This is a genomic window from Streptomyces sp. GB4-14, assembly GCF_022696125.1.
In the GTDB taxonomy this organism is placed as follows: domain Bacteria; phylum Actinomycetota; class Actinomycetes; order Streptomycetales; family Streptomycetaceae; genus Streptomyces; species Streptomyces werraensis.
Map to the genome: position 1 here is coordinate 3,946,329 of NZ_RZHO01000002.1, position 21,890 is coordinate 3,968,218.

14 protein-coding genes and 3 rRNA genes are annotated in these 21,890 nt (G+C 70.0%); 10 read left to right on the forward strand and 7 right to left on the reverse strand.

Annotated features, from left to right (window positions below; all coding sequences use genetic code 11):
* Positions 1-50: 50 nt before the first annotated feature.
* The 3 genes from ELQ39_RS19435 (at position 51) to rrf (ending at position 5,217) form a co-directional block, all read left to right on the forward strand.
* Positions 51-1,578 (forward strand): 16S ribosomal RNA (locus ELQ39_RS19435).
* Positions 1,579-1,888: 310 nt separating this feature from the next.
* Positions 1,889-5,011 (forward strand): 23S ribosomal RNA (locus ELQ39_RS19440).
* Positions 5,012-5,100: 89 nt separating this feature from the next.
* Positions 5,101-5,217: ribosomal RNA gene (rrf, locus tag ELQ39_RS19445) — 5S ribosomal RNA — on the forward strand.
* Together the 16S, 23S and 5S rRNA genes form the textbook arrangement of a ribosomal RNA operon.
* A gap of 79 nt (positions 5,218-5,296) precedes the next feature.
* On the opposite strand, the gene ELQ39_RS19450 is transcribed toward rrf, so the two are convergent.
* From ELQ39_RS19450 to ELQ39_RS19470, 5 genes are read right to left on the reverse strand one after another with little or no spacing between them, the layout of a single operon-like run.
* Positions 5,297-6,607 carry a DUF58 domain-containing protein gene (locus ELQ39_RS19450; RefSeq protein WP_242593046.1) on the reverse strand — a complete coding sequence of 437 codons (1,311 nt, stop codon included), beginning with the start codon at positions 6,605-6,607 and terminating at the stop codon, positions 5,297-5,299.
* Positions 6,607-7,596 carry an AAA family ATPase gene (locus tag ELQ39_RS19455; protein WP_019526563.1) on the reverse strand — a complete coding sequence of 330 codons (990 nt, stop codon included), beginning with the start codon at positions 7,594-7,596 and terminating at the stop codon, positions 6,607-6,609. The genes ELQ39_RS19450 and ELQ39_RS19455 overlap by 1 nt, the downstream gene beginning before the upstream one ends.
* Positions 7,596-8,789 carry a DUF4350 domain-containing protein gene (locus ELQ39_RS19460; RefSeq protein ID WP_242593048.1) on the reverse strand — a complete coding sequence of 398 codons (1,194 nt, stop codon included), beginning with the start codon at positions 8,787-8,789 and terminating at the stop codon, positions 7,596-7,598. Before ELQ39_RS19460 ends, ELQ39_RS19455 begins: the two co-directional genes overlap by 1 nt.
* A complete protein-coding gene (locus ELQ39_RS19465) occupies positions 8,786-9,523 on the reverse strand; it encodes a DUF4129 domain-containing protein (protein WP_190000917.1) in 738 nt (245 codons plus the stop codon). The genes ELQ39_RS19460 and ELQ39_RS19465 overlap by 4 nt, the downstream gene beginning before the upstream one ends.
* Before the next feature lie 4 nt (positions 9,524-9,527).
* On the reverse strand, positions 9,528-10,847 hold the full coding sequence (locus tag ELQ39_RS19470) for a glycerophosphoryl diester phosphodiesterase membrane domain-containing protein (protein ID WP_242593070.1): 1,320 nt from the start codon (positions 10,845-10,847) through the stop codon (positions 9,528-9,530).
* Between the two features lie 139 nt (positions 10,848-10,986).
* On the opposite strand from ELQ39_RS19470, the gene mtnA reads away from it, so the two are divergent.
* From mtnA to ELQ39_RS19505, 7 genes are all read left to right on the forward strand, one after another.
* Positions 10,987-12,135 carry an S-methyl-5-thioribose-1-phosphate isomerase gene (mtnA, locus tag ELQ39_RS19475; RefSeq protein WP_190000915.1) on the forward strand — a complete coding sequence of 383 codons (1,149 nt, stop codon included), beginning with the start codon at positions 10,987-10,989 and terminating at the stop codon, positions 12,133-12,135.
* Positions 12,136-12,139: 4 nt separating this feature from the next.
* On the forward strand, positions 12,140-12,829 hold the full coding sequence (gene mtrA / locus ELQ39_RS19480) for a two-component system response regulator MtrA (RefSeq protein ID WP_004987303.1): 690 nt from the start codon (positions 12,140-12,142) through the stop codon (positions 12,827-12,829).
* A 1-nt stretch (position 12,830) separates the two neighbouring features.
* Entirely contained in the window at positions 12,831-14,948 is a 2,118-nt protein-coding gene (mtrB, locus tag ELQ39_RS19485) for an MtrAB system histidine kinase MtrB (protein ID WP_242593072.1), read from the forward strand.
* Positions 14,938-16,788 carry an LpqB family beta-propeller domain-containing protein gene (locus ELQ39_RS19490; RefSeq protein WP_242593075.1) on the forward strand — a complete coding sequence of 617 codons (1,851 nt, stop codon included), beginning with the start codon at positions 14,938-14,940 and terminating at the stop codon, positions 16,786-16,788. Before mtrB ends, ELQ39_RS19490 begins: the two co-directional genes overlap by 11 nt.
* Positions 16,789-16,993: 205 nt before the next feature.
* Positions 16,994-17,938, forward strand: a complete 945-nt coding sequence (locus tag ELQ39_RS19495; RefSeq protein WP_242593077.1) for a ComF family protein — start codon at positions 16,994-16,996, stop codon at positions 17,936-17,938.
* Between the two features lie 313 nt (positions 17,939-18,251).
* Entirely contained in the window at positions 18,252-18,944 is a 693-nt protein-coding gene (gene hpf, locus ELQ39_RS19500) for a ribosome hibernation-promoting factor, HPF/YfiA family (RefSeq protein ID WP_190000911.1), read from the forward strand.
* Between the two features lie 203 nt (positions 18,945-19,147).
* Entirely contained in the window at positions 19,148-19,894 is a 747-nt protein-coding gene (locus ELQ39_RS19505; protein WP_006132445.1) for a response regulator, read from the forward strand.
* A 36-nt stretch (positions 19,895-19,930) separates the two neighbouring features.
* Here ELQ39_RS19505 and ELQ39_RS19510 read toward each other — a convergent pair whose 3' ends face one another.
* Both ELQ39_RS19510 and ELQ39_RS19515 read right to left on the reverse strand, forming a co-directional pair.
* Positions 19,931-21,118, reverse strand: a complete 1,188-nt coding sequence (locus ELQ39_RS19510) for a winged helix-turn-helix domain-containing protein (protein ID WP_242593079.1) — start codon at positions 21,116-21,118, stop codon at positions 19,931-19,933.
* 57 nt (positions 21,119-21,175) lie between these two features.
* Positions 21,176-21,745: a GNAT family N-acetyltransferase gene (locus tag ELQ39_RS19515; protein WP_225629566.1), complete on the reverse strand. Its 570-nt coding sequence runs from the start codon at positions 21,743-21,745 to the stop codon at positions 21,176-21,178.
* Between the last annotated feature and the right edge of the window lie 145 nt (positions 21,746-21,890).

A 21,890-nucleotide genomic window follows, 5' to 3' on the forward strand; every position in this document is an offset into this window, starting at 1 on the left:
CCTCCCGATGTTCCGCTCTCGTGATGTGTGCACCCGATCACGGGTAAACATTCACGGAGAGTTTGATCCTGGCTCAGGACGAACGCTGGCGGCGTGCTTAACACATGCAAGTCGAACGATGAACCTCCTTCGGGAGGGGATTAGTGGCGAACGGGTGAGTAACACGTGGGCAATCTGCCCTGCACTCTGGGACAAGCCCTGGAAACGGGGTCTAATACCGGATACTGATCATCTTGGGCATCCTTGGTGATCGAAAGCTCCGGCGGTGCAGGATGAGCCCGCGGCCTATCAGCTTGTTGGTGAGGTAATGGCTCACCAAGGCGACGACGGGTAGCCGGCCTGAGAGGGCGACCGGCCACACTGGGACTGAGACACGGCCCAGACTCCTACGGGAGGCAGCAGTGGGGAATATTGCACAATGGGCGAAAGCCTGATGCAGCGACGCCGCGTGAGGGATGACGGCCTTCGGGTTGTAAACCTCTTTCAGCAGGGAAGAAGCGAAAGTGACGGTACCTGCAGAAGAAGCGCCGGCTAACTACGTGCCAGCAGCCGCGGTAATACGTAGGGCGCGAGCGTTGTCCGGAATTATTGGGCGTAAAGAGCTCGTAGGCGGCTTGTCGCGTCGGTTGTGAAAGCCCGGGGCTTAACCCCGGGTCTGCAGTCGATACGGGCAGGCTAGAGTTCGGTAGGGGAGATCGGAATTCCTGGTGTAGCGGTGAAATGCGCAGATATCAGGAGGAACACCGGTGGCGAAGGCGGATCTCTGGGCCGATACTGACGCTGAGGAGCGAAAGCGTGGGGAGCGAACAGGATTAGATACCCTGGTAGTCCACGCCGTAAACGGTGGGCACTAGGTGTGGGCGACATTCCACGTCGTCCGTGCCGCAGCTAACGCATTAAGTGCCCCGCCTGGGGAGTACGGCCGCAAGGCTAAAACTCAAAGGAATTGACGGGGGCCCGCACAAGCGGCGGAGCATGTGGCTTAATTCGACGCAACGCGAAGAACCTTACCAAGGCTTGACATACACCGGAAAACCCTGGAGACAGGGTCCCCCTTGTGGTCGGTGTACAGGTGGTGCATGGCTGTCGTCAGCTCGTGTCGTGAGATGTTGGGTTAAGTCCCGCAACGAGCGCAACCCTTGTCCCGTGTTGCCAGCAGGCCCTTGTGGTGCTGGGGACTCACGGGAGACCGCCGGGGTCAACTCGGAGGAAGGTGGGGACGACGTCAAGTCATCATGCCCCTTATGTCTTGGGCTGCACACGTGCTACAATGGCCGGTACAATGAGCTGCGATACCGCGAGGTGGAGCGAATCTCAAAAAGCCGGTCTCAGTTCGGATTGGGGTCTGCAACTCGACCCCATGAAGTCGGAGTCGCTAGTAATCGCAGATCAGCATTGCTGCGGTGAATACGTTCCCGGGCCTTGTACACACCGCCCGTCACGTCACGAAAGTCGGTAACACCCGAAGCCGGTGGCCCAACCCCTTGTGGGAGGGAGCTGTCGAAGGTGGGACTGGCGATTGGGACGAAGTCGTAACAAGGTAGCCGTACCGGAAGGTGCGGCTGGATCACCTCCTTTCTAAGGAGCACTTCTTACTCGGACTTGTCCGGGTCAGAGGCCAGTACATCGGCGAACGTCTGATGCTGGTTGCTCATGGGTGGAACGTTGACTACTCGGCACGGTCCAGGATGGACCAGGCGCTAGTACTGCTCTTCGGGGCGTGGAACGCTGATCTGGTCAACTGACTGTGTCGGGCACGCTGTTGGGTGTCTGAGGGTTCGGCCGCATGGTCGCCTTCAGTGCCGGCCCCGGTAAAGATCTGCTTCGGTGGGTTGTGACGGGTGGTTGGTCGTTGTTTGAGAACTGCACAGTGGACGCGAGCATCTGTGGCCAAGTTTTTAAGGGCGCACGGTGGATGCCTTGGCACCAGGAACCGATGAAGGACGTGGGAGGCCACGATAGGCCCCGGGGAGTCGTCAACCAGGCTTTGATCCGGGGGTGTCCGAATGGGGAAACCCGGCAGTCGTCATGGGCTGTCACCCTTGCCTGAACACATAGGGCAAGTGGAGGGAACGCGGGGAAGTGAAACATCTCAGTACCCGCAGGAAGAGAAAACAACCGTGATTCCGGGAGTAGTGGCGAGCGAAACCGGATGAGGCCAAACCGTATGCGTGTGAGACCCGGCAGGGGTTGCGCATTCGGGGTTGTGGGATCTCTCTTTCATGGTCTGCCGGCCATGAGACGAGTCAGAAACCGTTGATGTAGGCGAAGGACATGCGAAAGGTCCGGCGTAGAGGGTAAGACCCCCGTAGTCGAAACGTCAGCGGCTCGTTTGAGAGACACCCAAGTAGCACGGGGCCCGAGAAATCCCGTGTGAATCTGGCGGGACCACCCGCTAAGCCTAAATATTCCCTGGTGACCGATAGCGGATAGTACCGTGAGGGAATGGTGAAAAGTACCGCGGGAGCGGAGTGAAATAGTACCTGAAACCGTGTGCCTACAAGCCGTGGGAGCGTCGGAACAAGGCTTGCCTTGTTCTCGTGACTGCGTGCCTTTTGAAGAATGAGCCTGCGAGTTTGCGGTGTGTTGCGAGGTTAACCCGGGTGGGGAAGCCGTAGCGAAAGCGAGTCCGAACAGGGCGTTTCAGTAGCACGCTCAAGACCCGAAGCGGAGTGATCTAGCCATGGGCAGGTTGAAGCGGAGGTAAGACTTCGTGGAGGACCGAACCCACCAGGGTTGAAAACCTGGGGGATGACCTGTGGTTAGGGGTGAAAGGCCAATCAAACTCCGTGATAGCTGGTTCTCCCCGAAATGCATTTAGGTGCAGCGTCGTGTGTTTCTTGCCGGAGGTAGAGCACTGGATAGGCGATGGGCCCTACCGGGTTACTGACCTTAGCCAAACTCCGAATGCCGGTAAGTGAGAGCGCGGCAGTGAGACTGTGGGGGATAAGCTCCATGGTCGAGAGGGAAACAGCCCAGAGCATCGACTAAGGCCCCTAAGCGTACGCTAAGTGGGAAAGGATGTGGAGTCGCACAGACAACCAGGAGGTTGGCTTAGAAGCAGCCACCCTTGAAAGAGTGCGTAATAGCTCACTGGTCTAGTGATTCCGCGCCGACAATGTAGCGGGGCTCAAGCGTACCGCCGAAGTCGTGTCATTGCAGCAGATAGCCCCAACGGGTGCTGTGATGGGTAGGGGAGCGTCGTCTGCCGGGTGAAGCAGCCGCGGAAGCGAGTTGTGGACGGTTGACGAGTGAGAATGCAGGCATGAGTAGCGATTCACACGTGAGAAACGTGTGCGCCGATTGACTAAGGGTTCCTGGGTCAAGCTGATCTGCCCAGGGTAAGTCGGGACCTAAGGCGAGGCCGACAGGCGTAGTCGATGGATAACCGGTTGATATTCCGGTACCCGCTGTGAAGCGTCAAACATCGAATCCAGTGATGCTAAGCCCGTGAAGCCGCCGGCTGAGTCTTCGGACGAGGTCGGAGTGGTGGAGCCGGTGACCCGAGCTGGTAGTAGGTGAGTGATGGGGTGACGCAGGAAGGTAGTCCATCCCGGGCGGTGGTTGTCCCGGGGTAAGGGTGTAGGACGGTGTGTAGGCAAATCCGCACACCATGTGTCTGAGACCTGATGCCGAGCCGATTGTGGTGAAGTGGATGATCCTATGCTGTCGAGAAAAGCCTCTAGCGAGTTTCATGGCGGCCCGTACCCTAAACCGACTCAGGTGGTCAGGTAGAGAATACCGAGGCGTTCGGGTGAACTATGGTTAAGGAACTCGGCAAAATGCCCCCGTAACTTCGGGAGAAGGGGGGCCACACCTGGTGATAGCACTTGCTGCTAGAGCTGGGGGTGGCCGCAGAGACCAGCGAGAAGCGACTGTTTACTAAAAACACAGGTCCGTGCGAAGCCGTAAGGCGATGTATACGGACTGACGCCTGCCCGGTGCTGGAACGTTAAGGGGACCGGTTAGCTCACTTTCGGGTGGGCGAAGCTGAGAACTTAAGCGCCAGTAAACGGCGGTGGTAACTATAACCATCCTAAGGTAGCGAAATTCCTTGTCGGGTAAGTTCCGACCTGCACGAATGGCGTAACGACTTCTCGACTGTCTCAACCATAGGCCCGGTGAAATTGCACTACGAGTAAAGATGCTCGTTTCGCGCAGCAGGACGGAAAGACCCCGGGACCTTTACTACAGTTTGATATTGGTGTTCGGTTCGGCTTGTGTAGGATAGCTGGGAGACTGTGAAGCTCGGACGCCAGTTCGGGTGGAGTCGTCGTTGAAATACCAGTCTGGTCGTGCTGGATGTCTAACCTGGGTCCGTGATCCGGATCAGGGACAGTGTCTGATGGGTAGTTTAACTGGGGCGGTTGCCTCCTAAAGGGTAACGGAGGCGCCCAAAGGTTCCCTCAGCCTGGTTGGCAATCAGGTGTTGAGTGTAAGTGCACAAGGGAGCTTGACTGTGAGACCGACGGGTCGAGCAGGGACGAAAGTCGGGACTAGTGATCCGGCGGTGGCTTGTGGAAGCGCCGTCGCTCAACGGATAAAAGGTACCCCGGGGATAACAGGCTGATCTTCCCCAAGAGTCCATATCGACGGGATGGTTTGGCACCTCGATGTCGGCTCGTCGCATCCTGGGGCTGGAGTCGGTCCCAAGGGTTGGGCTGTTCGCCCATTAAAGCGGTACGCGAGCTGGGTTTAGAACGTCGTGAGACAGTTCGGTCCCTATCCGCTGTGCGCGTAGGAGTCTTGAGAAGGGCTGTCCCTAGTACGAGAGGACCGGGACGGACGAACCTCTGGTGTGCCAGTTGTTCTGCCAAGGGCATGGCTGGTTGGCTACGTTCGGGAGGGATAACCGCTGAAAGCATCTAAGCGGGAAGCCTGCTTCGAGATGAGGACTCCCACCTCCTAGAGAGGGTAAGGCTCCCAGTAGACGACTGGGTTGATAGGCCGGATATGGAAGCACGGTAACGTGTGGAGTTGACCGGTACTAATAGGCCGAGGGCTTGTCCTCAGTTGCTCGCGTCCACTGTGTTGGTTCTGAAACCACGAACAACCCCATGCCATGGTCACGGCATGGTGCGGTTGTCAGTTTCATAGTGTTTCGGTGGTCATAGCGTAGGGGAAACGCCCGGTTACATTCCGAACCCGGAAGCTAAGCCTTACAGCGCCGATGGTACTGCAGGGGGGACCCTGTGGGAGAGTAGGACGCCGCCGAACAATTCTTGAGAAAGCCCCCGTGCCATTCGGCACGGGGGCTTTCTGCGTTACGGGGCCGTCCCCCGCGCCCGCTCTCGTCCTACAGCCGCCCCGCCGACTTCAGCGCCAGATACGCGTCCGCCAGTGCCGGCGCCAGTTCCTCCGGGGTCGCGTCCACGACCGTCACCCCGCGGCGGCGGAGCTGTTCGGCTGTGCGGTCGCGTTCCGTGTGGGCCTGTGCGGCAGCCGCGGCCTCGTACACCGCGTCCACGTCTCCACGACCCCCCGCCATGGACGCGACATGCGGGTCGGCCACCGAGGCCAGCAGGACCGTGTGGCGCTGTGTCAGGCGGCTCAGGACAGGCAGCAGGCCCTCCTCCACCGGTGTCGCGTCCAGCGTCGTCAGAAGCACGATCAGGGAGCGGCGTGAGGCCGTTCGGAGTGCCGCCGCCGTCAGGCCGCGGGCGTCCGTCTCCACCAGCTCGGGTTCCAGCGTGGCCATCGCGTTCACCAGCGACGGCAGGAGATCGCCGGACGCGTGGCCCTGTACCAGGGCGCGTACCCGGCGGTCGTAGGCCAGCAGGTCGACGCGGTCGCCGGCACGGGAGGCCAGGGCGGCGAGGAGCAGGGCCGCGTCCATGGAGGCGTCCAGGCGCGGTGCGTCGCCCACACGGCCCGCCGAGGTGCGGCCGGTGTCGAGGACGAGCAGGATGTGCCGGTCGCGCTCCGGGCGCCAGGTGCGTACCGCGACCTCCGACTGCCGGGCGGTGGCGCGCCAGTCGATGGAGCGGGTGTCGTCGCCCGGGACGTAGGCGCGGAGGCTGTCGAACTCGGTGCCCTCCCCCCGCGTCAGGACGCTGGTGCGGCCGTCCAGTTCGCGCAGGCGCGCCAGCTTGGACGGCAGGTGCTTGCGGCTGGTGAACGGCGGCAGGACGCGAACCGTCCACGGCACTTTGTGGGTGCCCTGGCGGGTGAACAGGCCGAGCGGACCGTAGGAGCGGACAGTGACGCGGTCCGCCTGGCGGTCGCCCCGGCGGGTCGGGCGCAGGCGGGTCGTCACGCGGCGGCGTTCCCCCGCGGGGATGGTCAGCCGGTGCCGGGACGCCTCCGTCTCCGTGCCGGGCGTCCAGCTGCTCGGCGGCCAGGCGTCGCGGAGACGGGCGCGCAGCGGGCGGCGGGACGGGTTGGTGACCGTCAGGGTGACGTCGGCGGTGTCGCCGAGGCGTACGGAGGTGTCGCCGGATCGGGCCAGGCCGAGGGTGCGGACCGGGGCGGCCAGGGCGTAGTCGCAGGCGCAGGCCACCGCGAGGGGCACGTTGACGGCGAGGAGACCCGTCCAGCCGGGTTCCCAGATGCCGACGGGGAGGGAGCCGAGGGCCGCGAGCAGGGCGGCGCGTCCGGTGGGAGCCATCAGCGGGGGACGGGGACGTGGGAGAGGACCGCGTTGATGACCGAGTCGGCCGTCACGCCCTCCATCTCGGCCTCCGGGCGCAGCTGTATGCGATGGCGGAGCGTGGGCAGGGCGAGGGCCTTCACGTCGTCGGGGATCACGTAGTCGCGGCCGGTCAGCCACGCCCAGGCGCGGGCGGTCGCGAGCAGCGCGGTGGCGCCTCGCGGGGAGACGCCGAGAGTGAGGGACGGCGACTCGCGGGTGGCGCGGCACACGTCGACGACGTACGCGGTGATCTCGGGGGAGACGGTGGTGGCGGCGACCGCTCGGCGGGCGGCCTCCAGGTCGGCGGCGGTCGCGACGGGGCGTACGCCGGCGGCGCGCAGGTCGCGCGGGTCGAAGCCCTGGGCGTGCCGGGTGAGGACGTCGATCTCGTCCTGACGGGACGGCAGGGGGATCGTCAGCTTGAGGAGGAAGCGGTCGAGCTGCGCCTCGGGCAGGGGGTAGGTGCCCTCGTACTCGACGGGGTTCTGGGTCGCGGCGACCAGGAACGGGTCGGGGAGGGCGCGCGGCGTGCCGTCGACGGTGACCTGGCGTTCCTCCATGGCCTCCAGCAGGGAGGACTGGGTCTTCGGGGGCGTGCGGTTGATCTCGTCCGCGAGGAGGAGGTTCGTGAAGACCGGGCCGGGCTGGAAGGAGAACTCGGCGGTGCGGGCGTCGTAGACCAACGAGCCGGTGACGTCGCTCGGCATCAGGTCGGGGGTGAACTGGACACGCTTGGTGTCGAGTTCGAGTGCGGCGGCGAGGGAGCGGATCAGCAGGGTCTTGGCGACGCCGGGGACTCCCTCGAGGAGGACGTGGCCGCGGCAGAGCAGGGCGACGACGAGGCCGGTCACGGCGGGGTCCTGGCCGACCACGGCCTTGGCGATCTCCGCGCGCAGGGCCTCCAGGGCGGCCCGGGCGGCGGCCGGGTCGCCGGTGGGCGCGGCGTTGTCGGTGGTCGGGTCCATCATGGACGGCGTACCTGCCTTTCGAGGGCGTCGAGTTGGTCGGCGAGCCGGATCAGAGCCGCGTCGTCGCCGGGGGGCGGGCCGAACAGAAGCGTGTGGGGGGACGGTCCGTCGCCGTCGAGGCGGGCGGACAGTGCGGGCAGCAGGGCCTCGGGCGCGTGCGCCTGGGTGCCGGGGACGCCGACGAGAGGGGCGAGGCGGACGCGGGTGGCGGAGCGCAGGGCGAGGGCGGCGCGGTCGCGGGCGTCGGCCTTGCGGTAGAGGCGGGCGCGGCCTTCGACCGTCTCGGAGGCGCGGATCGCCACGGGCAGTTTCTCGGGGACGAGGGGGCCGAGCCGGCGTGCCCGCCACAGGGCGGCCAGGGCGGCGGCGACGAACAGCTGGAGGGTGCCCCAGAGCCAGCCGGAGGGGAGGAGGTCGAAGAAGCTCTTCTCGTCCTCGGTGCCGGCGGTGGCGTCGGCGGGGGTGGGGAGGTACCAGACGAGATGGGGGCGGGAGCCGAGGAGCTGGAGCGCCAGCGAGGCGTTGCCGTGCTCGTCCAGGCGGTCGTTGAGGAGGATGTCGGGGGCCCCGAGGAGGACGGTGTCGCCTGAGCCGGAGGGGGCGGGGACGCGCAGCAGGGTCGCCAGGCGGTGGCTGCGGTAGCACTCGTCGGCGTCGGGATGGGCGGAGGAGTAGCGGATGCCGCCCGTGTCGGCGCTGCCCGCGCGTACGGCGGCGGGGAGGTCGCAGTCCGGTTCGAGGGTGGAGTCGAGGCTGTTGGCCGGGTCGGCCATGACGCCGGGGACGAGGCGCTCCACGGAGGCGACGCCGGAGGCGACCAGGACGGTGCGGCCGCCGGAGTCCTCGGTGGCCGTGCGCAGCCGTGTCTGCTGGCGGGGTGTCAGCAGGTCCGGCACGGCGACCAGCAGGGTGGTGTCGGGTCCTGCCGCGTCGGCGGCCTCGGCGAGGGTGGTGACCACGCGGGTGTCGACGCCCCGCTCGGCGAGGAGCTCGGCGACGGCGCGGCTGCCGGAGGGGGCGGCGGAGCGCGGGTCGAGCCGGCCGTGCCGGGCGTCGGAGCGGACGACGGCGATGGCGACGGCCGCCACGACGAGCAGCACCAGCGCGAGGGCCACGCCCCGGCTGCGGGTCCACACCTGGCGGGCGGTGGGGGAGGCCGAGGTGGGCGGCGAGGTGACCTCCGTCGTCATCCGGTGGCCCCCTGGCGGGCGTCGGGGTGCGTGCCGGCGAGGGCGGGCTTGGCGCGCTCCAGGTCGCCGTCGAGGGCGGCGAGCCTGCGGTACGTGCCCTCGGAGGCGGTCCGGCCGCCGTACGTGACGTCGTCGAAGTCGCGGGCGGCGGTGCGCAGCCGGTCGGTGTGGGCGGGCAGGGCCCGGCCGGCCTCGGCGGCGGCCTCGTCGGCGGTGCGGCCGGGGCGGGGGTCGAGGAGGGCGCGTTCCTCCAGGGCGCGGACGACGGCCCGCATGCGTTCCTGCACGGCCTGGTTCCAGTGGCCCTGGGCGGCGTGCGCCTCGGCGGCGGCGCGGTGCTCGGCGGCGCTGCGGGGGCGGTCGTCGAACAGGGCGGGGACGGTGACGGGGCGGCGGCGGGGGGTGCCGAGGCGCCACCAGAGGGCGGCCGCGACGGCGAGCACGGCGACGACGATGACGACGAGGCCGAGCGCGCCGCCGGGTGTCGCCGTGGACGCGGCGCCCAGGAGGTCGTCGACCCAGTCCCAGAAGGTCTCCAGCGCCCGCTGGAGCCAGCTGGGGTCGTTCTCGTGGTACATCTGCTTCGACAGCTCGCGCCGGGCGGCCTCCCGCGCGGGGTCGCGCGGGAGGGTGACGGGCGGTTCGTCGTCGCCGCGCGCCAGCAGGCGTACGGCGGTGTCGGCGGCCGTCGGCAGGGCCGGTACGGCCTGGAGAACTCCCCCCGTGACGGTCACCGCATCAGCTCCCGCCGGTGGCGCCGTGGTCCTGGACGCCGGCCGCTCGGGCCAGTTCGAGGTCGAGGGCCTCGCGGCGGATCCGCTGGTCCATGTAGAGGAGCACGGTGACGCCTGCGGTGATGGGGAACGTGATCATGGAGCCGATCACCGAGCCGACGCCGCTGATGATCAGGAACGTCCAGCCGATGTCCCCGCCGGTGGTGTTCACGAAGCCGGTGACGCCTTCGCCGCTGAACGCGGCGGCGAGGAACGTGAAGGGGATGACGATGATCGCCGCGACGACGTAGGCGATGATCGCGGCGAGCAGCTGGATGCCGAAGACCCGCCACCAGGAGCCCCGCACCAGCCGGGCGGAGCGGCGCATCGCCCTGACGATGCCCTGCTTCTCCAGCATCAGCGCGGGCGAGGCCAGCGAGAGGCGGACCATGAGCCAGGCGGCGAACACGGCCGCCGCGAGCAGGCCCAGCAAGGTCAGTCCGAAGCCCACCTCGGCGCCGGCCGAGACGCTGACGAGGATGCCGGGCAGCGCGCCGACGGCGGCGATGCCCACCGCGATGAGCCCGAGCAGGAGGATCAGGCCGAACAGCTTGAGGACCTGCGGGCGGGCGTCGCGCCAGGCCTCGCCGGTGGTCACCGGGCGGCCGAGCACGGCACGGCTGGTGACGGTGGTGAGCAGGGCGGTCGCCGCGACCGTGCCGATCAGGGTGATGCCGTAGAGGGCGGCGGAGCTGAGCAGCAGGTCGCCCATGACGTCGGTGAGTTCGCCGAGGGTGGCGCTCGGGTCGTCGAGCACCTCGGTGTCGGCGTCGCCGAGGACGAAGCCCTGCAGCAGCACGGCGGCGATCTCGGTGAGGACGGCGAGGGTCAGCGAGATGCCGAGGACCGTGCGCCAGTAGGTGCGCATGGTCGACACGGCGCCGTCGAGGAGCTCGCCGACGCCGAGGGGGCGCAGCGGGATGACGCCGGGCTTCGCCGCGGGCGCTGGGCCTCCCCAGCCGTTGCCCCAGCCTCCCCAGGGGGCCTGGCCGCCGGGTCCGCCGGGCGGCGGGGCGCCCCAGCCGGGGCCGGGGGGCGGCGGAGGGGCCTGGCCGGGGCCGCCCGCGCCGGGGGTGCCGGTGGGCGCGGACCACTGGGCGGCCGGGGGCTGGTCCTTGGACCACTTCACGCCCGGCTCCCGCGGGGCGTCACCCGACTGCCGCGGCCGGTCGGCGGACTGCTCGGGACCGGGACGGCCGTCGGGCCCGGCAGGTCCGGACGCGCCCGGTTCCCGCCCGTCGGACGGGGCGGATCCGGGCGAGGCCCAGCCCGGAGTGTCGTTCATCGTCGCTCCTTCACGGTGCCCGGCCGCGGTCCGGTGGCGGCTCGGGCAGCCATCGTGCCATGCGGTGCTTCCCGGTGGGCCCGCCGAGGTCGGGCTGCTCGCCTTCTATTGTCCGCGGGTCAGGGGGCAGACTGGCGGCATGGCTGATCAGTACGCGCACAGCGGTGACGACAAGCGGCCGACCTGGATGCCGGCACTGCGCTGGGAGGAGCCTCCCGAAGGCCCGGTGCTGGTCCTGCTCGACCAGACGCGGCTCCCGGCCGAGGAGGTCGAGCTGGTCTGCACGGACGCGCCCGCGCTGGTGGAGGCGATCCGTTCGCTCGCCGTGCGCGGCGCCCCCCTGCTGGGCATCGCGGGCGCGTACGGAGTCGCGCTCGCGGCCGTGCGGGGCTACGACGTGGACGACGCGGCCGCGGCCCTGGAGAGCGCCCGGCCCACGGCGGTGAACCTCGCGGTCGGGGTGCGGCGGGCGCACTCCGCGTACCGGGCGGTGGTGGACGGCGGCGGCGACCCGCGGCAGGCGGCCGGGGCGGCGCTGGCCGCCGCGCGGCAGCTGCACCGGGAGGACGCCGAGGCCAGTGCGAGGATGGCGGAGCACGGGCTGGCTCTCCTCGACGAGCTGCTGCCCGGCGGCGGGCACCGGATCCTCACCCACTGCAACACCGGTTCGCTGGTGTCGGGCGGCGAGGGGACGGCCTTCGCGGTGGCGCTCGCGGCGCACCGGGCGGGGCGGCTGCGGCGCCTGTGGGTGGACGAAACGCGTCCGTTGCTGCAAGGTGCTCGCCTGACGGCGTACGAGGCGGCCCGCAGCGGCATGGCGTACACCCTGCTCACCGACAACGCGGCGGGATCGCTGTTCGCGGCGGGCGAGGTGGACGCGGTGCTGATCGGGGCGGACCGCATCGCGGCCGACGGTTCGGTGGCGAACAAGGTGGGGAGCTATCCGCTCGCGGTGCTCGCGCGGTACCACCATGTGCCGTTCATCGTGGTGGCTCCGGTGACGACGGTGGATCCCTCGACGCCGGACGGGGCGTCCATCGAGGTGGAGCAGCGTCCCGGCCACGAGGTGACAGAGATCACGGCGCCGCAGGTGCCGGTGGCCGGAGCGGAGGCGGGAGGCGGGATTCCGGTGGCCCCGTTGGGGACGACCGCGTACAACCCGGCGTTCGACGTGACACCGCCGGAGCTGGTGACGGCCGTCGTCACCGAAGAGGGCGTCGTTTCGCCCGTGACCACCGAGGCTCTGGCCGCCCTGTGTGCCAGGTCACGCCAGGTAACGAATAGCTAATGGGATGATGTCGTTTATGAAGGGACGAGTCCTTGTCGTCGACGACGACAGCGCACTGGCCGAGATGCTCGGCATCGTGCTGCGCGGTGAAGGTTTTGAGCCGTCTTTCGTAGCCGACGGCGACAAGGCGCTGGCCGCCTTCCGTGAGACCAAGCCGGATCTGGTCCTGCTGGACCTGATGCTCCCCGGCCGTGACGGCATCGAGGTCTGCCGCCTGATCAGGGCGGAGTCCGGGGTGCCGATCGTGATGCTCACGGCGAAGAGCGACACCGTCGACGTGGTGGTGGGCCTGGAGTCCGGGGCCGACGACTACATCGTCAAGCCGTTCAAGCCGAAGGAGCTGGTCGCCCGGATCCGTGCGCGGCTGCGCAGGTCCGAGGAGCCGGCACCGGAGCAGCTCGCCATCGGCGACCTGGTGATCGACGTGGCCGGTCACTCCGTGAAGCGGGACGGGCAGTCCATCGCCCTGACCCCGCTGGAGTTCGACCTGCTGGTCGCCCTCGCGCGCAAGCCGTGGCAGGTGTTCACGCGTGAGGTGCTGCTGGAGCAGGTGTGGGGGTACCGCCACGCTGCGGACACCCGCCTGGTCAACGTCCATGTGCAGCGGCTGCGCTCCAAGGTCGAGAAGGACCCGGAGAAGCCCGAGATCGTGGTGACCGTCCGTGGTGTCGGATACAAGGCAGGACCGAGCTGACATGTCCGGTGACAGTGCCGCTTCGGCGCCCGGCCGGTCCGGGGACCGTCCGGGGCGGCCTGTCGGCCGGGGTACGGCCGCTTTCCGCTGGCGCCACCTCTTCGACGGCGACCTGCTCCAGGGCGGGGTCCAGGGCAGCCCGGTCGTCCGCCTCGTCATGCGCTGGGTGCGGCGCCCGCTGCTGCCCGTCATACGGCTGTGGCGGCGCAACATCCAGCTCAAGGTCGTCGTCACGACGCTGCTGATGTCGCTGGGCGTCGTGCTGCTGCTCGGCTTCGTCGTCATCGGCCAGGTGCGCAACGGCCTGCTGGACGCCAAGGTGAAGGCGTCGCAGAGCCAGGCCACGGGCGGTTTCGCCGTGGCCAAGCAGCAGGCCGAGCAGGCCGTGAGCGTCACCGGCGAGGAGGGCACCGCACCCGACGGCCGCCCCTCGCAGAGCGTCATCCAGTGGATGAGCGACCTCGTCGCCTCGCTGTCCAGCGGCGGCCAGGGCGCCTTCGACGTGGTGACCCTGCCCTCCGGCGGCGACAGCGGCAGCGGGCGCGGACCGCGCGCCTCCGGCGGGGTCAACCCGGCCGCCAGCGTCCCCGCGGAGCTGCGCGAGCGCATCGACACCAGCACCGGGGCCGCGCAGAGCTACACGCGCATCGTCTACGCCGAGAAGGAGAAGCAGTCCCAGCCGGCCCTCGTCATCGGCAAGCAGGTCAACGACCCCAACGGCGACCCGTACCAGCTCTACTACCTCTTCCCGCTCACCCAGGAGGAGAAGTCACTGAGCCTGGTCAAGGGCACCCTGGCGACCGCCGGGCTGTTCGTGGTCGTGCTGCTCGGGGCGATCGCCTGGCTCGTGGTGCGGCAGGTGGTCACACCGGTCCGGATGGCCGCCGGGATCGCCGAACGGCTGTCCGCGGGACGGCTGCAGGAACGCATGAAGGTCACCGGCGAGGACGACATCGCCCGGCTCGGCGAGGCCTTCAACAAGATGGCGCAGAATCTCCAGCTCAAGATCAGCCAGCTCGAGGACCTGTCGCGGATGCAGCGCCGGTTCGTGTCGGACGTGTCGCACGAGCTGCGCACGCCGCTGACCACCGTGCGGATGGCCGCCGACGTCATCCACGAGGCACGCGAGGACTTCGACCCGGTGACCGCGCGCTCCGCCGAGCTGCTCGCCGACCAGCTCGACCGGTTCGAGTCGCTGCTCGCCGACCTGCTGGAGATCAGCCGCTTCGACGCGGGCGCGGCCGCCCTGGAGGCGGAACCGATCGACCTGCGCGAGGTGGTGCGGCGCGTGGTGACCGGCGCGGAGCCGCTCGCCGAGCGCAAGGGCACCGCCATCAAGGTCGTCGGCGACCAGCAGCCCGTGGTCGCCGAGGCCGACGCGCGGCGCGTGGAGCGGGTGCTGCGCAACCTGGTCGTCAACGCCGTCGAGCACGGCGAGGGCAGGGACGTCGTCGTCAAGCTGGCCGCCGCGGGAGGCGCCGTGGCGGTCGCGGTGCGCGACTACGGCGTCGGGCTCAAGCCCGGCGAGGCCACGCGCGTGTTCAGCCGCTTCTGGCGGGCCGACCCGGCCCGCGCCCGCACCACGGGCGGTACGGGCCTGGGGCTGTCCATCGCCCTGGAGGACGCCCGGCTGCACGGCGGCTGGCTCCAGGCGTGGGGCGAGCCGGGCGGCGGCTCGCAGTTCCGGCTGACGCTGCCCCGGACGGCGGACGAGCCGCTGCGCGGATCCCCGATACCCCTGGAACCCAAGGACTCGCGGCGCAACCGCGGCCTCGACGACGCGGGACTGCCGCGCGGCGGCGACGGCGAGAAGCGCGCCACGGTGCCGGTGCGCCGGCCCGGCGCCGACGACCCGGCGCAGTCCGCCCGCGACCCGCTGGGCCGCAGGCCCGGCGCCTCGGCGCCCACGGCCGACCCCACCGCCCTGCCCGGCAACGGCGCGCGCGTGGTGGCCCGCTCGGGCAGCACGCGGATGACGCCGGGCACGGTGTCCGGCACGAACGGCGGGACGGACGAGGCCCGCCCGGGCGACGCGGACCGGCCGACGGCCGGCGGCGAGGGCGGCGACGGTGCACCGCGCGATGCGGAGAAGGACGGGGAGGCCACGCGTGGGCGCTGAGCGTGTGAGGCGCGGGCGGGGGACAGCACCGGCCAGGACTGCGGTGTACGCCGCCTGCGGGGCGGTCCTGCTGGCCGGGTGCGCCTCGATGCCGGACAGCGGCGACCTGCGCGGGGTGGAGTCCACGCCGCGGCAGGACACGCAGGTGCGGGTGTACGCCATGCCGCCGAGCGACGACGCCACCCCCACCCAGATAGTCCAGGGCTTCCTGGAGGCCCTGACCAGCGACGACGCCGACTACAAGACCGCGCGCCAGTACCTCACCCCCGAGGCGTCCAAGTACTGGCGGCCGGAGCAGTCCACCACCGTGCTCTCCGACGGGCCCGGCGCCCGCGCCGACCGGGAGCCCCGCGAGGACAGCACCGCCCTGACGTACACGCTGACCGGCACCAAGTTCGCCACCGTGGACGCGCAGCAGGCGTACGCGCCCTCCTCCGGCCACTACAGCGAACTGGTGCGGCTGGTGAAGGACGACAAGAGCGGCCAGTGGCGCATCGACGCGGTGCCGCAGGGCGTCGTCATGGGCAAGTCGGACTTCCAGCGCAACTACACGTCCTTCAACAAGTACTACTTCGCCTCGAACGTGGACGTGAACGGGTCGTCGCTGCCGATGGCGGTCGCCGACCCCGTGTACGTGCGCCGGCACGTGGACCCCACGACGCGGATGGTGCGCTCGCTGCTCTCCGGCCCGACGAACTGGCTCGACCCCGTCGTCCGGTCGAGCTTTCCGGCCGGCACCCAGCTGCGGAAGGGCACCGGGCCGCTCACCCCGGACGACCGGGGCAAGCTCACCGTGCCGCTGAACGACCGGGCGTCCGAGGTCGGCACCGGCCGCTGCGAGGAGATGGCCGCCCAGCTGCTGTTCACGCTGCGCGACCTCAGCCCCGCGGTGGAGGAGGTCGAACTGCGGGCCGACGGCGGGCAGCTGTGCTCGCTCACCCAGGACGGCGCCGAGACCGTGGCCACCAGGGGCGCGCTCAACCAGCCCGACTACCTGTACTACCTCGACCAGGAGCACAAGCTGGTCCGGATCGCCGCCGGCGGCCGCACCCCCGACCCCGAACCGGCGCCCGGCGCGCTCGGACAGGGCGAGCAGGGCCTGCGGTCGGTGGCGGTCGCGCGGGACGAGCGCACGGCGGCCGGCGTCGGCCTGAACGGGCAGGACCTGTTCGTCTCCGCGCTGGCGCAGGGCTCCCCGCTCGGCGAGCCGGTGCTGCGCAGCCAGGGCGAGACCGAGCAGGACCGGCTGACCCCGCCGAGCTGGGACGCCCAGGGCGGTCTGTGGGTCGCCGACCGCAACCCCGCCCGCCCCGGCCTCTACCTGCTGGAGGAGGGCGCGGGCCGGCCGCTCCAGGTGCGCACGCCGGGTCTGGAGGGCAGGATCCAGGCGGTGCGGGTGGCCGCCGACGGGGTGCGGATCGCCCTTGTCGTGGAGAACGGCGACCAGCGGTCGCTGCTCATCGGACGCATCGAGCGCAGCGGCCCGGACGAGGCCGGGCCGGGCGAGCACCCCACGGTCACCGTGGTGGAGCTGCGCTCGGCGACGCCCGAGCTGGAGCAGGTCACGGCCATGTCGTGGGCCGGTGACAGCCGGCTCGTGGTCGTCGGCCGCGAGCACGGCGGCGTGGAGCAGATGAAGTACGTCGAGGTCGACGGCTCCACCCCGGACGTGCCGCCGCCCGCCGCGCTGACCGGCGTGAAGGCGCTCACCGCCGCCGGGGACGAGAACGCGCCGCTGGTGGCGTACTCGGTGGACGGCATCGTGCGGCTGCCGTCGGGGGCGCAGTGGCAGAAGGTGGCGGAGGTGAAGGAGGGGGCGGCGCCGGTCTATCCGGGCTGAGCGGCCTCCGGGTTTCGTTCCTGCGGGGCCGGTCCTTACGGGGACGGTTCTTACGGTGCAGGTCCTTAGGGTGCAGGTGCAGGTCCTTAGGGTGCCGGCCCCCGCGCGGGGCGGTTCTCGCCACGGTGTTCGAGCGGTTCCGGCGCCGGTCGCATGGTTGTCCACAGGGGTGGCCGGGTGTCCGGGGCGTTGGCACAGTGGGCCCATGCGGAGCTGGTGGCGGGACCTCACCGACCTGGTGCTTCCGGCCGAGTGCGGCGGATGCGGCAGGCCCCGCGCCGTGCTCTGCGACCGGTGCCGTGCGGCGCTGGGCGGCAGGACGCCACGCCGGGTGCGGCCGGCGCCCGAGCCCCGCGGACTGCCGCCCGTGCACGCGGCCGCCCCCTACGCCGACGAGGTGCGCGCCGTGCTGCTCGCCCACAAGGAGCGCGGCGCCCTGGCCCTCGCCCGGCCGCTGGGCGAGGCCCTGGCGGGTGCCGTACGGGCAGGACTGGGAGTTCCGGCCGCGCGCGGGCGGTCCGGCGTCCATGACGGCACGGGCAGGGCGGCGTGCGCCCCCGTACTGCTCGTCCCCGTGCCGTCCGCCCGGCGGGCCGTGCGGGCGCGCGGGCACGACCCCGCGCGGCGGATCGCCTACGCGGCGGCGGGTGAGCTGCGGCGCACGGGGGTACCCGCCGCAGTACTCGCCGCGCTGCGGCAACGGCGGCCGGTGGCCGACCAGTCGGGACTCGGCTCGAGGCAGCGTCTGGCCAACGTCGCGGGCGCCCTCGCGGTGGCGCCGGGCAGCGCCCGGCTGCTGCACCGGGGCCGGATCGTGCTGGTCGACGACCTCATGACGACCGGGGCGACCCTCGCCGAGGCGGCGCGCGCGGTCCGGGCCGCACAAGGGCCGCCCGGCCCGGAAACGGAACCGGCCGGAAAGGGCCGGGAGGCATCGAGCAATTCGCGGCCCGCGTTCGTGTACCTGGGTGAGACATGGGAAGGGTCAGAACAACGGCGGACACCGCCGCCGGTGTGGAGCGGGGCGGACCGGCAGCCCGGCCGGACGGCGAAGGAGGCGGACGGGGAAAGCGTCGGCGGAACGCCCGGCGTGGTGTGCGCGGCCGTTGTGGCGGCGTCGCCGGATGCGTTCGGAATACACCGAAACTGACTGAGAACTTACGTCGTTGCAGGTAATCAGAGGGTTAATTCCCCTGAATGGAGGTACGTCGCGGTAGAGGGTGACGCCATCCGTCCGCGCGAGATATGTTCGGTTGTGAGGGAAAGCCGCAGGCCACACCCCTCTGATCGGAATGCGGTGGTGCGGGCTTTTTCGACATCACCCGCACCGGTGGACTGGAGATCTCGCGCACGGGGGAGGAGGTGGACGTCACCGAGTCCGAGGCTCCGGACGACACCGGGGCCTGGTGCAAAAGGGAGACACATCCGCAGCGAAGCGGAGTGATCCGGGAACGGAGTTCTGCGTGGACATCGTCGTCAAGGGCCGCAAGACCGAGGTGCCCGAGCGGTTCCGGAAGCACGTGGCCGAGAAGCTGAACCTGGAGAAGATCCAGAAGCTCGATGGCAAGGTGATGAGCCTCGACGTCGAGGTGTCCAAGGAGCCCAACCCCCGACAGGCCGACCGCTGTGACCGGGTGGAGATCACGCTCCGCTCCCGCGGACCGGTGATCCGGGCGGAGGCGGCGGCGAGCGACCCGTACGCGGCGCTCGACCTGGCAGCGGAGAAGCTCGACGCCCGACTGCGCAAACAGCACGACAAGCGTTTCTCACGGCGCGGCGCGCGCAGGATCCCCGCCGCCGAGGTCCCCGACCACGTGCCCGGCGTGGCCACCCTCAACGGGGCCGGCGCTAGCACCGCGCGGGAAGAGGAGCAGGCGGTCCCCACCAAGAAGATCGGTTCGCTGGAGGTCCAGGGCGACGGGCCGCTGGTCGTCCGCGAGAAGACCCACGTGGCCGCCCCCATGACCCTCGACCAGGCGCTCTACGAGATGGAGTTGGTCGGGCACGACTTCTACCTCTTCGTCGACTCCGAGACCAAGGAGCCCAGCGTCGTCTACCGGCGCCACGCCTACGACTACGGCGTGATCCACCTCAGGACCGACACGATGGTCACCGAGAACCACTCCCCCGAGGCCGGCGGAACCCTCGGCGGCTGACCCGCCGGGCGACAGCACAGCAGGTGCCCCTGGTGCGCGAGTGCGCCCCCAGGGGCACCGGCGCGCCACCGCCCGGCGCGCACACTGCACCCCGGTGACGGTGCGGCATGGAATCATGGCGGCAGCGGCCCAACGGGTGGGCCGTTGCCTTGGGTTGGCGATGGTCAGGACCACAGGCCACAGCCTTCAGGGGGAGGAACGCGATGGCGGACAGCTTCGGACCGATGCGGGACGAGGATGCCGACGACGGCGTCGTCGGCATGGGCCCGGACGCGGACACTCCGCGCAAGGAGCCGATCAGAGTCCTTGTGGTGGACGACCACGCGCTGTTCCGCCGCGGTCTGGAGATCGTGCTCGCCGCCGAGGAGGACATCCAGGTCGTCGGCGAGGCCGGTGACGGCGCCGAGGCCGTGGAGAAGGCCGCCGACCTGCTGCCCGACATCGTCCTGATGGACGTGCGGATGCCCAAGCGGGGCGGCATCGAGGCCTGCACCTCCATCAAGGAGGTGGCCCCCAGCGCCAAGATCATCATGCTGACGATCAGCGACGAGGAGGCCGACCTCTACGACGCCATCAAGGCGGGCGCGACCGGCTACCTGCTCAAGGAGATCTCCACCGACGAGGTCGCCACCGCCATCCGCGCCGTCGCCGACGGGCAGTCGCAGATCAGCCCCTCCATGGCGTCGAAGCTGCTCACCGAGTTCAAGTCGATGATCCAGCGCACCGACGAGCGCCGGCTCGTCCCCGCGCCCCGGCTGACGGACCGCGAGCTGGAGGTCCTCAAACTCGTCGCCACGGGCATGAACAACCGGGACATCGCCAAGGAGTTGTTCATCTCCGAGAACACCGTGAAGAACCACGTGCGCAACATCCTGGAGAAGCTTCAGCTGCACTCCCGGATGGAGGCCGTGGTCTACGCGATGCGGGAGAAGATCCTCGAGATCCGCTGACCCGCCGGCCCCCGCTGCCCTGCCGGCCCGCTGACCTCAGGCGAGCAGCCGGGCCAGCTCCGCGATGAGCGGCTCGCGCAGCTCCGGCGCGTCCACCCGCTCCACGCGGACGTCCGTGCAACCCACCCAGCCCGCCGCCTCCACCAGCGCCTGCGCCACCTGCGGCGCCGCCTTGCGGCCGTCCAGCGTGACCTGCTTGGCGACCAGCGTGCGGCTCTCGCGCGCCGGGTCCACGCGGCCCACCAGCCGCCCGCCCGCCAGCACCGGCATCGCGAAATAGCCGTGGACTCGCTTGGGCTTGGGGACGTACGCCTCCAGACGGTGGGTGAAGCCGAAGATCCGCTCCGTGCGTGCCCGCTCCCAGATCAGGGAGTCGAACGGGGACAGCAGCGTCGTGCGGTGCCGTCCGCGCGGGGGTGTGGCCAGGGCCTCCGGGTCCGCCCAGGCCGGCTTGGACCAGCCCTCGACCGTGACGGGCACCAGCCCCGAGTCGGCGATCACCGCGTCGACCTGCTCGCCCTTGAGACGGTGGTAGTCCGCGATGTCCGCGCGGGTGCCCACGCCCAGCGCCCGCCCGGCCAGCCCCACCAGCCGGCGCAGGCACTCCTCGTCCGACGGCTCCTCGGCCAGCAGTGCGGCCGGCACGGCGCGCTCGGCCAGGTCGTAGACCCGCTTCCAGCCGCGACGCTCCACGCACACCACCTCGCCGTACATCAGGGCGCGCTCCACGGCGACCTTGGTGCCGGACCAGTCCCACCACTCGCTGGTGCGCTTCGCGCCGCCCAGCTCGGTGGCGGTCAGCGGCCCTTCGGTGCGCAGCTGCTTGACGACCTGGTCGTACACGCCGTCGGGCAGGTCGTGGTTCCAGTGCGGACGGGCGCGGTAGGCGCGGCGGCGGAAGGCGAAGTGCGGCCACTCCTCGACGGGGAGGATGCACGCGGCGTGCGACCAGTACTCGAACGTGTGCGCGGGTTGGTCGCCCTGCTTCCAGTACGCCTCCTCCACCGTGCGCCGGCCCACCGCGCCGAGCCGGGCGTACGGGATCAGCTCGTGCGAGCGGGCGAGGACGGAGATCGTGTCGAGCTGCACCGCGCCGAGGTGGCGCAGGACGCCGCGCACACCGGCGCGGCGGTCGGGGACGCCGAGGAGTCCCTGGGCCCGCAGGGCGATGCGGCGGGCCTCGTCGGCCGAGAGTTCCGTGGTCGGACGCGGCAGGGTCGTCATACGTCCGCACCTTAGAGGGCCCCACTGACAACGCGGGCGCCCCGCGGGGCACGTTCGTCAGGCCCGGGCCGGCACGTACGGGGTGGTGGACGGAAGGCCCAGGTCGGAGGGGAGCAGGGAGCCCACCCAGCCGTCCCGCAGCACCCCCTTGTTGACGAGCGAGGAGCGCAGCACGCCCTCGATCGTGAAGCCGGCCCGCTCGGCGACCGCGCGGGAGGCCGTGTTGCCCACCTCGGCGCGCCACTCCATGCGGTCGATGGACATCCGGGTGAAGGCCCAGCGGCACGCGGCCACAGTGGCCTCGGTGATGTAGCCGTTGCCGCGGTGCTCCTTGGCGCTCCAGAAGCCGATCTCGCCCGTCGCGAACGACCGCATGGTGATGCCGAGCATGCCCGTCAGCTCCCCGGCGGGCAGGAAGACGCCGAAGGTGAACATCGTGCCGTTCGCCCAGCCGTCGGGGGCGATCTGCTCCGTGAAACCGCGCGCGTGCTCGGGGAGGTACGGCGAAGGGATCGTGGTCCAGCGCTGGATGTCCGGGTCCTGGCAGATCCGGTACACCGTGTCGGCGTCCTGCGGGCCGACGGTACGCAGCAGCAGACGGTCGGTGGTGAGCGTGACGGGTTCCATCGGGCGATTCTGCGCACGTCGCGGCGGCGGGCGCCATCCCTTCGGCCCGGGCGGAACGATGATCACCCTGCGTGTGATTCGCCGTATGCGTGCGGCACCATCCGGGCGCCCGGGACGTTGTCCGTGTAGCGGCCGTGCCACGGTT